Here is a 13,730-nt window from a genome sequence, read left to right as displayed (position 1 = left end):
CAGAGGTGCTCGCCAGTGTCTTCCGGCAACTCGTGCCCCGAGCGGCAAGGCCGCTGCTCCAGCACCGTCTTCGCGCAACCGCCGGGTGGCGTAGCGATGCGACCAGCCTACGCCGGCGCATCAATATGGCCCTCAAAGACAGGGTCCACTTCTCCAGAAAGCGTGATATGGCGGAAATCCCGGTCAAGAGTCACCTGGAGCAGGCCTCCGGGAGCCAGTACTTCAACGGGGGACTGGCAGCCGCGCCGCAGATGCGCGATGATGGCGGAGGCCACTGCGCCCGTGCCGCACGCCAGCGTCTCGTCCTCGACGCCGCGCTCGTACGTGCGCATGCGCAGCTGGTGCTCGTCAACCACCTGCACGAAATCGACGTTGCTGCCGCGCGGCGCGAATGCGGGATGGTGCCGGTACTTGCGGCCAAGGCTCAAGACGTCGATGCCCTCCACGGCCTCCACGAAGAGCACGTAGTGCGGCACGCCTGTATCGATGAATCCTCCCTCCTGCAGGAAGGGCTCCTTGGCGACGCCCGGCTCAAGGCGTGGCGAAGAAGGTGGCACGAACTGGATGGTCGCCGTCTTCCCTTCGACCCATGCCGCGTAGATGCGGCCGCCAATCTCAAAGCGCATGGGCGAGCCGGCGATCCCTTCCTGGTGGGCAAAGAAGGCCACGGCCCGCGAGCCGTTGCCGCACATCTCCGCAATGCTGCCGTCGGCATTGATGTGCACGTAGCCAAAATCCGCCGCGCCGCTATCCTGCACCAAGATCACCCCGTCGGCGCCCACGCCAGTGCGGCGCTGGCAGAACCAGCTCAACCATGCGCGGTGACGGCGAAGGTCCAAGTATCCCTGCCGATTGTCGAACACGGCAAAATCGTTCCCGGTGGCTGACATCTTCACGAAGCGCAGGCGCATGATGCTTTACCCTCTTGGCCAGCAGGGGGAACTGGGTACCTGGCGGAGGTTGCCCGCCTGCGGCGCAAGCCTCACGACCACCGCCGACATGTCTTTGTATCCGCCCACTACCCAGCTGGGCGTCTGGATCGCCCTCACCAGCTTCTTTCCCGGATGACCTGGTGCGAGGTGCCGTCCACCAGCACCTCGGCGGGTTTCATCCGCTGGTTGTAGGTGCTTGCCAACACGTAGCCATAGGCGCCGGCAGTCATGATGGCCAAAAAGTCGCCACGTTGCACCGGCGGCATTAGCCGGTCCTTGGCAAAAAAGTCCCCGGATTCGCATACCGGGCCCACCACATCGGCCGGGCTGGCCTGGCCATCGCTGCGGTAGAGCTTCAGCACCTCGTGGTGCGCCCCATAGAGCGCCGGGCGGATCAGGTCGTTCATCGCCGCATCCACGACCACAAAGCGCTTGCCGCGACTTTCCTTGGTGAAGACCACCCGCGTCACCAAGATGCCGTGTGGGCCCACAATTGCCCGCCCTGGCTCGAGGAAGAGCTCGCAACCGGTCGCCTTGATGATGGGCACTACCTCCTTGGCCAGCTCCTCCGGATCGATGTACAGCGGGGCGCCTTGCTCGGCGAGCACCCGCGCATAGTCCACGCCAATTCCCCCGCCAATGTCGATGTGCTGCACATCGATGCCGAGGCGTTGCAGCTCACTGACGAAGTTGGCTAATGCCTCGGCGTTCCTACGGAAGGGGAGCGTCTTCTTGATCATCGAGCCCACGTGCGCGTGCACACCGACCAGTTCCAAGCTCGGCTGCCGCGCGGCCCAGAGGCAGCAGTCGCGCGCGTCGTCCAAAGGGATGCCAAACTTGTTGATCGTTCGGCCGGTGGTCAGGTAGGGATGCCCCTCGATATCCACGTCAGGGTTGATGCGAATGGCAATCGGCGCTCTCTTCCCCAGAGCGGTAGCCAGGGCCGCAGTCACCTCCAACTCCTGCCGCGATTCGATGTTCAGCGCCGCGATCCCTGCGTCGATAGCCTGCTTGATTTCCTCATTGGTCTTGCCGACGCCCGCAAAGACTGTCCTCTTTGCAGCAAAGCCGGCCTGCTCCGCAAGGCGGAGCTCCCCGCCGGAGACGACGTCTGCGCCTGCACCCGCTGCAGCCAACAGCCACAGCAGATGGGGATTGGCGTTGGCCTTCAGGGCATAACAGACCGCGTGGGCAATGTCCGCAAATGCCCGGTCAATGGCCTGGTAGGCGCTGAGCACGCCGTTCTTGCTGTACACGTACAGCGGCGTGCCGTAGGTTTCGGCAAGCGCGGCAACACTTACCCCTTCGCAGCAAAGCTGGTCATCGCGAAACGAAAACGGGATGGTCGGCTGCATTTCACCTCTCTAGTTGGGAAGTCCTTGGTGCACCCCAGCGCGGCAAGACAATGTCGTTCCCCACATTGGGCCAGCGGGAGCGCACTTGCACAGAGTCGGCAAGCACCACAAAGCGCTCTGCTGGCCTGAACGGCAAGGCCGAACCTAGCGAGTAGCGACCGTTGGCGTCCTCGTCACGGTAGGCCTCCAGGAGGTAGACTCCGGGCAGCAAGTCGGCGATTTCGTAGGGGCCGGGTTCGGGGAGCATCACCTCGTGGCTTGCGCCCTTGGGCCGTACCTGGCTGGCGCGGATGACCACCGGCCCGGTGGCAGTAGGATCTTCGTCCCGCACCGTGCCAGCAATCGACGAGAGCGTGTCGCAGTTCATCGTCCAGAAGGTGACGCGCACCGTGTCCAGGCGGAGTGGCAGCCCGGAAAGGTCGCGAGCCAGCGAGCCGAGCAGCGTCGCTCGGTGGCGGCAGCGTCCGGCCAGGGGACGCTGTGGCACAAACTCGCACTGCGCCGCGGAAGGCCACTGCAGGCGGCCCGGTATCAGCACGCCGGCGCTGTCCGTGAACGTCAATGCCGTGCGCACGGAGGCGGTGTCCATGGCCTCGCTGAAAGTGAAGGCCAAAGTGAGGGTGCATGGCACGACGCGGGCGCTGTCTTTGGGGACCGACTTTACCAGCGCAGGCCGCACGGTGTCGGCAAGCCCGCTGCCCGCAAACTCGATGGTGGCTTCGTGCAGGCAGAGGTCATTGGCATCGCACGCCCTGCGCACGGTGAGGCGGTAGGATGCGGGCCTTTGCAGGGAGGTTGCAAGGTGCACAAAGCTGGGCCGCTCCGTGTCCACATAGGCGGCCATTACCCGCAGCGAGTCGCCGCCGTCCTGCGATAGGATGAGATAGTTGTCGGGCACGGTGAGCGGCCAGCTCTGCATCGGTTCGCTGAAGCGCACGTGCACATGCCGCGCGTCCGAGGCAGTCGCTGACTCCAGGCGCGGGGGAGTGGTATCCCGCACCGCCAGGCGGAAGTCGCAGCCCCGGAACAAGGGGGCCTCGGCGCTCAGCTCGACGTCGCCGGCAGGAACGCCCAAGGCATCGTACTCGGCGTCATAGCGCTGGTTGCCATCGCGGTCCAGCACCGCGAACAGCCGGTAGGCACCAGGTGCCATGGAGCGTAGCAGGTATTCGCCGGTGGCCCCGCACTGCGTCACATAGTCCGGGACGGTCCTGGACGGGTCCGGGCAGGCCTCCGCGGACAAGTCGAAGGCCCAGATGGCCGTGCCGGCCAGTTGGCCGGTGCCAAACACTCGACCGCTCACGGCGCAACTGTCCAGTGTGCGACCCGTGGAAAAGGCCAAGGAGAAGGCCTGGCTGACTCGGTTGTTGCGGAGGTCGCGGGCGTCGGTGCCCACCGTCACCACATAGGTGCGACCGAGGCGCAGAGCCTCGGAGAAGGAGATGAAAAGGGTGCGGCCGCGCCAGCGCAGCGAGGTGGTGCCCGCCGGTTTAGGTACAACAAACAGCGCCTGCTCCACCGACTGGCGCTGCATCTTTTCGCTGAAGGTGAGGGAGACCCGCACCGAGGGAGGAACTTGCACGGCGTTGCCCGCCGGCCAAGTGGCGACCACCTCCGGGGGGGTCTTGTCCTCGGGTCCGCCCGGCGGAAAACCCTGCCGCGCGCACCCGCCCACAACGAGCAGGGCCACGAGGCAGAGACCACGCAGGCGGCGATTGCGCATACGGTTCGACATCGTGTGCTAAAATAGCCAAATGGAGCGAGAAATTCAACCCTTTTCTTCTCTCCCCAGAGCCGGCAGCGCTCCCCACTTCGGTGGGCAGAAGCGCAAGAAAACCGGTTGCTTTTCGGCGCGGATTTACTATCATTGCAGGAGCACATCGCCAGGCACACGGGTGAGGTCATATGCGATGGTGGCTGCAGCTGCTGGATTGGTTGGCGCCGGCCGCGGAGGGGGTGGGAGGAGGTGCTCTCCCCGGCGCGGTCAGGGGGGTACAGGTTGCGCCCGGGGTGCACCGCCACCAGTTGCGTCCTTCTGCGCCTGAGGTGCTCAGCAACGCCGTTGAGGTGCAGCCGGGCGGCAGAGCTGGACTCACTTCCGCGAAGGCGGGCGGCCAGGTGGCGGCAGCACCACCATGGCCATCCACGGCACGGTGGCCAATCGGACGCCAGAGGACGGCAAAGAACGCCCAATTGCCAACGTAATTGTTGTGCGAAGAAGAGCCTCGGAGGGACCATGAAGCGGAAAGGAGTGACACGCAGGCAGTTCGTGGGTGAAGTGGCGGCCTTGAGCGCTGCAGGGGTGGCAGGCTCACGGGCGCTGGGGGGCAGAAAAGCGCGAGCGCAAGCCCCTGATCAGGCCGCCGCGGTTGCGCCCTGGCGACACGGTGGGGCTGGTCTGTCCGGCCAGCGCACCGTTCGGGCCCTTGGCCATCCGCGAGGGGAAAATGACCATGGAGAAGCTTGGGTTCAAAGTGAAGGTCGGCAGGAATGTGGGCAAGAAGTACGGCTACCTGGGCGGCACCGACCAGGAGCGCGCCACCGACGTGCAGGAGATGTTCGACGACCCGCAGGTGAAGGCCATCATCGCCCTGCGCGGTGGCTATGGCTGCCTGCGCATCCTCAACCACCTGGACTATGAGCACATCCGGACACATCCGAAGATTTTGCTGGGCTACAGCGATATCACCATCCTGCTCCTGGCCGTGCACCAGATGACCGGCCTGGTGACGTTCCACGGCCCTGTGGCGCTGTCGACCTTTTCCCCGTACACGGTGGACTTGCTGCAGCGCGTGCTCATGAAGAATGAGCCGCTCGGCGAAATCGGCGAGGCACCAGGAGCGCTTCCCATTGGGGTGAGCGGCCTATCCGGCCGCGCCAGTGGCCCTCTCATCGGCGGCAACTTGACGCTTGTCGCCGCCTCGCTCGGCACGCCCTACGAGGTGGACACCGACGGTCGCCTGCTTTTTCTCGAAGAGGTGGGAGAGGAGCCGTACGCCATCGACCGACACCTGACGCATCTTCTGCTTGCGGGTAAATTGGAGGGTGTTGTGGGAATTGCCATTGACCGGATGCAGCGCTGCGGCCCGCGCGACTATCAGCCTGCCTTCGCCACGACGCTGAGTGTGGAGGAGGTGGTAAGCGACCGGCTGGGGCACCTTGGCAAGCCGGTGGGGTTTGGTCTGTCCCTTGGGCACGCGGCCGACAAGCCGACGTTGCCCATCGGCGTCATGGCCACGCTGGACGCTAGGACAGGGCGGCTTTCCCTCGACGAACCGGCGGTGAGCTGACCAGCCCGTAGGCGGAGATGGGCGAAGGGCACCGCCCCGGCAGTTTCGGGCAACTCGCCAAAATGGAATATGGGGTGCAATGCCTTCATGCATTGCCGGGTGGGGACGACCCCGCCCCAACGCGGCCTTGCGGCCGCGCTGCATCGCATGAAGGCGGCGCACTCCGGACCCCGCCCTGGGGCAAGCCGTGCTGCTCTACGCGGTCTAACGGCTGTGCGGCATCGCACAAAGGCGGACTCCAGACCCCGCCGTGCCCAGGGAAAGACCTGCCACAAGGACCCGCCGCGACAAGAATAGCCATTGATACTCCCCCTGGATTTTCGTATATTTGCGCCATTCAAATCCACAGAGGGAGGTTATTCGATGGATAGAACACAGCTCCTGCAGCGCGTTGAGGAGGAGGAGGTAAAGTTCATCAGCCTGCAGTTTACTGACCTTCTCGGCGTAGTCAAGGAAGTCATCATCCCGGCGCGGCAGCTCAAAGAGGCTACCGAGTTCGGCGTGTGGTTTGATGGTTCGTCGGTGGAGGGTTTCGCCAGAATCCAGGAGAGCGACCTCTTCCTGCGGCCGGACCTTTCCACCTACTCCCTGGTGCCTTGGCTCCTGGAGAACGGCAGAACCGCTCGGCTGATCTGCGACATCTTCGGCCGGGACGGCAACCCGTACGAAGGAGACCCTCGCCACGTCCTGAAAAAGGCCCTGGCCGACGCCCAGGAGATGGGCTTCCAGTTCAATGTCGGCCCGGAGCTGGAGTTCTACCTCTTCCGCAGGGATAAGCAGGACGCACAGCGGCCCATCGACGAGGGGAGTTACTTTGACTTTTCCTCGCATGAGGGTTACTTCGTGATGCGCGAAATCCTCGGCGCGCTGCACAGCTTCGGCATCCCGGTGGAGGCCTCTCACCACGAGGTCGGGAGCGGGCAGTACGAGATAGACTTCCTCTACGGCAACGCCTTAGAGACGGCCGATCGCATCCTCACGTTAAAGTACACGGTGAAAAAGATCGCCCAGCGGTACAACCTGGACGCCACCTTCATGCCCAAGCCTCTGTTCGGCGCGCCAGGCAACGGCATGCACACGCACCAGAGCCTTTTTGACTTCAAGTCGGGCCTAAACGCCTTCTACCATGCGGACGACCCCTACAACCTGTCGCCGCTGGCCTATCACTTCATGGCGGGCATCATCAAGCACATCCGAGCGATGTGTGCGGTGCTGTGCCCGACGGTGAATTCCTACAAGCGCCTGGTGTCCGGTTACGAGGCGCCGGTCTACGTGACCTGGGCGCGGATCAATCGCTCGGCGCTGATTCGGGTGCCGAAATGGTTTCACGACCGCAAGCAGTCGGCGCGCATCGAGTTGCGCTGCCCTGACCCCAGTTGCAATCCCTATCTGGCCCTTGCCTTCATGCTCGAGGCCGGCCTGGATGGCATTCGCAACAAGTGGCAGCCCCCAGAGCCGGTGGAGGAGAATGTGTACCTCTTTGACGAAGAGGGCCTGAAGGCGAAGCAGATCGAGCTCCTGCCCAGTTCGCTGTACGAGGCGCTGCAGGAGTTGCAGAAAGACGAGCTCTCTCTGAAGGTTCTTGGGCAGCACCTCTTCGAGCGCTACTTGGATATCAAGTCCCGCGAATGGGAAGACTTCAGGGCGCAGGTGACCCCCTGGGAGGTGCAGAAGTACCTGCAGCTCTATTAGTCGCGCCGCTCCCACGCCGCTGCGGGCGCGAACCTGCAGCCTGGTGTGCAGCCAAACCTCCCGGGGACAGCCGGGCATAGCCCAGAGTCGAGGCAAGAGAACGTGGTCTTTTCGCTTCTGGCTGCACAAGCCAGGGGCAGGCATTCGCCCGCGATCGAGAGTTCGGTGCTCCTCAATGCCCCGTTTTTCGCACGGCCAACAGAAAATCCTTGTATTTGTCCGCCAAATTGCTTAGCATTGGACGGAAAGTGGCAGATGGACGACGGCTGAGAGGCTGAGCCGGGCCTCCTGCTTTTTTCTGCCGGTGGAGCCACCCGTTCCTGCAAGCCAATGGGAGGTTGACTATGTGCGCTTCGAAACGACTCTTGGCACTCCTGTTGACTATTCTTCTTGTCACTGCTGCCATCCCCTTAGGTGCCCAACAAGCGAAGACCCTTGCGGTGCTTTACTTCCAGAACAACAGCTTGGCGCAGAAGGACGAGGTGGCTGCGCTGAGCAAGGGCTTGGCCGACATGTTCATCACCGAGCTTGCCAAGGTACGTGCCTTGCAGGTGATTGAGCGCGCGCAGCTGCAGCAGCTCTTAGAAGAGATGAAGTTGCCCCAGGCCGGCCTCATCGACGAAAAGAGCGCGGTGCAGGTGGGTCGCCTGTTGGGAGCGAAGCACCTCTTGTTGGGCAGCTATGTGCACATGTTCGGCGGAAAGATGCGCATCGACGCCCGGATCGTGGAAGTGGAGACCGGCTTGACCATAAAGGCTGAAGAAGAGACCGGCAAGGTCGACAAGCTGTTCGACATGGTCAAGCGACTCACGGAGAAGATTGTCCGTGACCTGGATGTAGCGCTCACCAAGGAGGACCGCGCGCGGCTGGAGGAAAGTGGCGAGGCTTCCTTTGAAGCGGCTGTCCTGTACGCCAAGGGGCTGGAATTTGAGGACAGCGGCCAGCCTCTTGAGGCTTACAAGATGTACCGCAAAGCCCTTGCCGTGAGCCCTTCCTTCGCGCAAGCTAAGCAACGCCTGATGCAGATCCAAGTGCATCTCAAGTAGCGGGCCTGGCGCCCATTGGCACAGGAGGAAATCCTCGTGCGGAGAAGTCTTGTTCTGAGCTTTGCCTTGGGCCTGAGCCTGGTCCTCATGGGATGCGCTGCTTCCCACTACGGCCAGGCGAAGAGCGAGTTACGCCGCCAAAACTACGACGCTGCCCTCCTTCACTTAGCCATCGCCTTAGAGCAGCGACGCGCAGACCCACTTGTTCTCCGCGACACAGGGATTGCCCTCTATGGCAAGGAGGACTATGCCGCGGCGATCTCGGTGCTGAGGAGGGCGTTCCGGCTGGATTCCACCGACGCGCGCACGCTCTTTTACCTTGGCTCCGCGTACGAATTGACCGGCGACCTGGATGGGGCCATCGACATGTACCGGCGGTACACGCGCGTGGGCGGCATGAGCCAGATGAGGCGCGCCTTGGAAGGGCGACTGCAGGTGCTGCTGCGGCGGCGCTTGGCCGAGCAGGCGCGGCAGGCCTTGGCCAATGAGGCAGCCCTTGATACCGTGCGCATCCCGCACAATGCGGTGGCTGTGCTGAACTTCGCCCGGTTGGGCGGTCCCGAGGAGCTCGACCCGTTGGAGAAGGGCATAGCCGAGATGCTCATCACCGACCTGTCCAAGGCGAAGGCGCTGCGCGTCATCGAACGGGCCAGGATGCAGGCCTTGCTCGAGGAGATTGTCCTGGGCATGACTGGCCTGGTCGACGAAACCACTGCGCCGCGGCTGGGCCGCCTGCTGGGCGTGGCCAAAGTCGTGCAGGGCGGATTCTTGGGCCTCGAAGGGGAGCAGCTGCGCATCGAGGCAGCCCTGGTGGACACCAGGAGCCGCACCATCAGTGGCCCGCGCCGCATCAGCGGTTCTGTGCAGGACTTTTTCCGCATGGAGAAGGCGCTGGTCTTCCGCATCCTCGACCAAATCGGCGTGCCCTTGAGCCAGGAAGAGCGTGATGCGATCCTGCTCATCCCCACGGAGAACATGCTCGCCTTCTTGGCCTACTGCAAGGGCCTGGACTATGAAGATCGTGGCATGTGTGACGCTGCGCGGGAGGCCTACGCACAGGCAGCCGAACTTGACCCCAGGTTCAAGGCTGCCAACGCTGCGGTAGCCCAGGTGGAGGCGATGCAAGTGGGCAGCCAGGACATCCAGGAGCTGAAGAAGACCCTCGAGCCACCTCCGGCAGTGGCCGAGGCGCTCAAACCGTCGACTCTGGACCGGCTGCAGCAGACGCAGCAACAGCTCAGCGCCGGATTTGTGCCCGGTGTCGATGCGCGACAACCCCTGCAGGAGCAGAGCCAGTCGAGCTTTGGTTCTGGCGCCAGCATCGAAGTGGTGGTTCCTATTCCCAAGTGAACAGATACCGGTGGCGAGGTGCTGAAATGAAGCGTGACGCCCTTGTTTACATTCTGCTGCTCGGCGCGCTAATGCCTGGGGCTTCTCGGGCCCAAGCGCTGCTGAGCAGGCTGCAGAGCCGGGTATCCTTGGGAGCGGGAGTGACTGGCCAGTGGTGGACGGCTGGTACTAACAAGGTCAATCAGGTCGCTTTACCGGTGAGCTTCGTGTATCCGGTCAACGAGCGCATGCGGGTGGTGGTGGCGACGGCGCCAGCTTTTTCCAAGCTGACCACGGTCGCCGCTAACCAGTTGGGTGGGCTTTCCGACACGCGCATCAGCGGCCACTACTGGACGCCGAATGGCCGTTTCTTGTTCACCTTTGGCGCAAACTTTCCCACGGGCAGGCACTCGCTTACTGCAGAGGAGTTCAACGTTTCCAACGTGCTGGCGTTGCATGCCTTAGGCTTCCGCGTGCCCAACATGGGCCAGGGCCTCGATCTCCATGTGGGATTGGCCACTGCGGCGGAGCTCGGTGACTTTGTTTTGGGGGCAGGAGCCAGTTACTTAGCAAAAGGTGCCTTCCGCCCGTTCCACGGGATGGACTATGAGTACAAGCCTGGCGGCGAACTGACGCTGTCGGCGGGCATCGATCGCGCCCTGACCCTGTTCGGCAACGACGCCCGCCTGACCACCGACCTGGTGTACAGCATCTATGGCAAAGACAGGGGGGCAGGCCAGGTGGTGTTCAAGAGCGGCAACCGTCTGCTCATCCAGGGCGGCCTGCTCGCACGCCCGGGTTCCTTCGATCTGCTCCTCACGTTGCGCGAGCGGCTGAAGGGCCGCAACAAGACAGGGATTGGTGATCTGTTTGCCGAGGAGCGCAAGAACAGCAACGGGAACGAGTTCGAGTTCTCCTCGCAAATGCTCTTCGGCGCTGCGCAGGGCACGCGCCCGAAGGCACTGGTGGACCTGAAGGCGTACGGCGACAATGAGTATGGCACCGGCTCCGCACTCCTGGTTGGCCTGGGCGGCGGCGCTCTGCTGAGATTGGGGAGCAAAATCGACGGCGACCTGGGCATCCGCTACTACACCGGGAATCTCAAGAGCGGCCCGAAGAAAGCACATCTGACAGGCTTTGTGGTGGATGCCTTGTTCCGATACTTTTTGTGACCCCTTGGGGGAAAGAAAGAGGTTCTCCATGATGACGAGATTGACGATAGGCGCGTGCCTGCTTGCGGCGGGCAGCCTCATGCTCTCCTTGCAGTGCAGCAAGCAGCCGACCAGTGACGGAGGCGAGCCGAGCATCACGCTGCGCTTTGTCTTTGACCCGGCAGGCGCACCGCATATCGGCAAAGTCCCGGAGCGGCCCTCTGCGCCGGCACAACCTCTCGCCAAAAGGACTGGCCAGGAGAAGGTGGACATCGTCAGGGCGATGGTCCTGGACGTTTCTGCCTATGACAGTGCGTCGCAGCACTTCGAGTCGGAAGAGTACCACAAATATGTGCACGCGCGCGACAGCTGGCCAGGAGACCTGAAGTATTGGGCCGAATGGCGCAAGCTGCTTGGCGACTTTTTCCGAGTGGTCGCCGACCAGGCGTTGAGCATCGAGGGGGACTATGCCAAGGGGACCGTCACAGGGGTGGTTGGGCTGAACTACCTCTGCGTGGGCATGATCGAAGGCGACAGTATTCGCTACTGGGGCGAAGGCGAGGTCATGGTGCGGGAAGGAGAACCTGCCCGCGCCGCGGTGCAGGTCTGGGATGTGGGGCCGCAGCTCTATTGGCTAGAGGTGCGTCCGTACTTTGCTCCCCTGAAGAACGGCCTGAGCCAGCGCTTCCGCTGCACTGCGTACTACTCCGATGGTCGAGAGGTGGATGTGACCAAGCACGCAGTCTGGTCCGTGCAGCCAGGCATCGCCGGGAGCATTGACGACACCGGCCTCTTCCTGGCGGGGCTGCAGGCCACTGGCCAGGAAGCCGTGCTCGCGGTGTTCGAAGGCGACACTGCCATGGCGCAGGTTACGATTGCGCTGGCTACGCTGCTGGCGGCCGAGGACTTTGAAACGTACGCCGTGGGCGCCTACCCATCCGCTGGGGGGTGGGAAGTGCTGGCGCCGGGAGTAGGCGGCGGCGTGAGCAGAGCCTATGCCTTTAGTGGCGCGCAGAGCTTTCGCCAGGAATCATCCCCGGGCCACCCGAGGCGCGACCTCTTGCCGCTGCGGCGTGCAGACAGCCTCACCATCCAGGTGAGCGTGTTGCTGCAAGAGGGTGGCAGCGGGGCTGTCGTGGGCCTATTCAACCGTGGCGCTGCCGGAGGGGGCGCCTTTGTCGATTGGATAGAATTCGCTGAAGATGGCCACATTTACGCCGCCAGAAAAGACCAGCGCACGGAGCTGCAACCCTACGAGCCCCTGACCTGGTACACAGTGCGCGTGGAGCTGGTCTACCCGCATGGCAACGTCTTTGTGGACGGCGAACAGAAGGCCTCCATGTTCTACCTCTCTGGCGAGCAGTGGGACGCACTGGTCTTGGCGGCGCAGGACTTTGCCTCTGGCACGTCGGTGCAGTTCTACGACGACCTGAGGATGACCCGTCCCTGAGGCGGGGCCGTCGGAGAAGGTCGCGGCCTGAGCGCCGCCACTGTCAAAACGAGACGGTGGGCTGGATGAGCCAAACCCACTGTCCGGCCCCGTGTGGCTGGAACCGTCGTGCCTGGCGGTCGTAACTTCGCACCCACTCCCACAAGACCCCGCCGCCGAGTTGCGGGACCATCCGCTTGCCCCCCATGCGCAGTGGGAACTTTTTCCCGTATCTGAACAGGTGCCTGACAACAAACGGCATGGCCTGGTCTTGCTCGTCAAGAGGGAAGCGTACCTCGTAGGCGATTTGGCTGTTGGCTAGGAGGGAAAAGCCACGTGCCTGCCAGTGAACATCGTCGCGAAACAGGGCGAAGGCGACAGCGTCCGGGGCAAGGTGATTGCCGTGCAGTTTCACCCCGCCGCGAAAGTTCCATTCCAGCTTCTCCAGGCCGGGGCGGCTTGAGGTGCCTTTGAGGATCAGCTCCGCCTGCCACCAGCGGTCGTTCACACGGATGTTGTCGTGGATGTGCCAGTGGCCGGTGGAGAGCAACAGGCCGGCGAGCGCTGAACCGGCCTGGCGAACCCGCACAGAGCCCTCCGCATGCTCGTAGTAACCGAGGAACGCGATGTTGCCAACCAGCAGGGAAAGCGCGTACGGTTCCTCGCTGCCAGAGCCGAGGGAGCGCAAGACGTTGAAGCCTGCTACTTCGAGGCGGTCGAACTGCCGCGGATGGTAGGTCTCCGCGTAGCTGCTGAGGGTCGCCAGCGGGTAGAGGGTGGCCTGCACCACCAGGTACTTAGGGGAAAGGAGCCGCCTGCCCAAATAGGCGTAAATGCGCCCCTCATTTCCGGTAAGGAAGACTGGTGTGCCCTGCCTTCGCGCAAGATTCACAAAGGCGCTGGCGTATGCCTTGTAAGCGCCAAGCGAGATGGTGGCTCCGGTCTCAAAGCCAACGACTCTGCCAGTCGTGCTCCAACTCTGTGCGGTGCTCGTCCCTGGCAAAAGCCCCCAGAAAAGCAAGCCCGCCAGCGCAGTGGGGCAGGTCCTGGCCGGATGAGTGGAGTGCCTCAAGGTACTGAGCAGACGCGGGACTTTTTGGGCCTGCAAAGTTTGTCTTGGCATGAGTGACCTCGGAATGGGGGTACTGGCTTGCGCCTCCAGCGTCATGCGAGAGCAGCAGGTATGATCGGAGCAAAAGGCGAGTGCCACACGGCGTCATGGCGGCCAGATCAGGCCGGCGAAGGCACGCCTCTTCGCCACACGGGCGGTGCAGACCAGCCTGAGTCCATCCTCGTGCACGAGGTTGGCGCCGGAGGCTCTCCGCCGGCGCTTGCTGGGAAACCCTGGCCGATAGCTCCGTCCGTCATAGGCGATCACCGTCGCCGCTTGGGGGTGGCGACCGTCTGCCTTCCCACACTCCCCGCAGCTCCTTCCCTGCCAGCTCACTTTTCGGTTGACGAAAAGACGGAAATTTTGTATATAAGCCAGCGCGAAAATCTATGCGA

At 63.2% G+C, this 13,730-nt stretch carries 11 protein-coding genes; 7 read left to right on the top strand and 4 right to left on the bottom strand.

The window, feature by feature from the left end:
* Nucleotides 1-107: 107 nt before the first annotated feature.
* On the bottom strand, nt 108-911 hold the full coding sequence (gene dapF / locus NUW13_02680; GenBank protein MCR4437935.1) for a diaminopimelate epimerase: 804 nt from the start codon (nt 909-911) through the stop codon (nt 108-110).
* On the opposite strand from dapF, the gene NUW13_02675 reads away from it, so the two are divergent.
* Nucleotides 910-1,068 carry a hypothetical protein gene (locus NUW13_02675; GenBank protein MCR4437934.1) on the top strand — a complete coding sequence of 53 codons (159 nt, stop codon included), beginning with the start codon at nt 910-912 and terminating at the stop codon, nt 1,066-1,068. The two genes, dapF and NUW13_02675, sit on opposite strands and share 2 nt — an antisense overlap.
* Here NUW13_02675 and lysA read toward each other — a convergent pair.
* Complete coding sequence (gene lysA / locus NUW13_02670; GenBank protein MCR4437933.1) at nt 1,046-2,287, bottom strand: diaminopimelate decarboxylase; 1,242 nt, start codon at nt 2,285-2,287, stop codon at nt 1,046-1,048. The genes NUW13_02675 and lysA overlap by 23 nt on opposite strands.
* Nucleotide 2,288: 1 nt before the next feature.
* Nucleotides 2,289-4,010 carry an Ig-like domain-containing protein gene (locus NUW13_02665; protein ID MCR4437932.1) on the bottom strand — a complete coding sequence of 574 codons (1,722 nt, stop codon included), beginning with the start codon at nt 4,008-4,010 and terminating at the stop codon, nt 2,289-2,291.
* A 646-nt stretch (nt 4,011-4,656) separates the two neighbouring features.
* Here NUW13_02665 and NUW13_02660 point away from each other — a divergent pair.
* The 6 genes from NUW13_02660 to NUW13_02635 all read left to right on the top strand — a co-directional run bounded on the left by NUW13_02660 (nt 4,657) and on the right by NUW13_02635 (nt 12,245).
* Nucleotides 4,657-5,577 carry an LD-carboxypeptidase gene (locus NUW13_02660; GenBank protein MCR4437931.1) on the top strand — a complete coding sequence of 307 codons (921 nt, stop codon included), beginning with the start codon at nt 4,657-4,659 and terminating at the stop codon, nt 5,575-5,577.
* Nucleotides 5,578-5,940: 363 nt separating this feature from the next.
* Nucleotides 5,941-7,269 (top strand): type I glutamate--ammonia ligase, encoded by a 1,329-nt coding sequence (gene glnA, locus NUW13_02655; protein ID MCR4437930.1) that lies wholly within the window; start codon nt 5,941-5,943, stop codon nt 7,267-7,269.
* A 344-nt stretch (nt 7,270-7,613) separates the two neighbouring features.
* Complete coding sequence (locus tag NUW13_02650) at nt 7,614-8,315, top strand: hypothetical protein (GenBank protein ID MCR4437929.1); 702 nt, start codon at nt 7,614-7,616, stop codon at nt 8,313-8,315.
* A 36-nt stretch (nt 8,316-8,351) separates the two neighbouring features.
* Nucleotides 8,352-9,665 carry a tetratricopeptide repeat protein gene (locus NUW13_02645; protein MCR4437928.1) on the top strand — a complete coding sequence of 438 codons (1,314 nt, stop codon included), beginning with the start codon at nt 8,352-8,354 and terminating at the stop codon, nt 9,663-9,665.
* A 26-nt stretch (nt 9,666-9,691) separates the two neighbouring features.
* Nucleotides 9,692-10,816: a hypothetical protein gene (locus NUW13_02640; GenBank protein ID MCR4437927.1), complete on the top strand. Its 1,125-nt coding sequence runs from the start codon at nt 9,692-9,694 to the stop codon at nt 10,814-10,816.
* Nucleotides 10,817-10,844: 28 nt separating this feature from the next.
* Nucleotides 10,845-12,245 carry a hypothetical protein gene (locus NUW13_02635; protein MCR4437926.1) on the top strand — a complete coding sequence of 467 codons (1,401 nt, stop codon included), beginning with the start codon at nt 10,845-10,847 and terminating at the stop codon, nt 12,243-12,245.
* A 43-nt stretch (nt 12,246-12,288) separates the two neighbouring features.
* Here the strand turns inward: NUW13_02635 and NUW13_02630 are convergent, their stop codons facing one another.
* Entirely contained in the window at nt 12,289-13,347 is a 1,059-nt protein-coding gene (locus NUW13_02630) for a hypothetical protein (GenBank protein MCR4437925.1), read from the bottom strand.
* Nucleotides 13,348-13,730 lie beyond the last annotated feature (383 nt).

Source organism: candidate division KSB1 bacterium, assembly GCA_024655945.1.
Taxonomy (GTDB): Bacteria; Zhuqueibacterota; Zhuqueibacteria; order JANLFK01; family Oleimicrobiaceae; genus Oleimicrobium.
The sequence above is the reverse complement of the archived record's forward strand: the minus strand, read 5'-3'. Positions and strand labels throughout refer to the sequence as shown.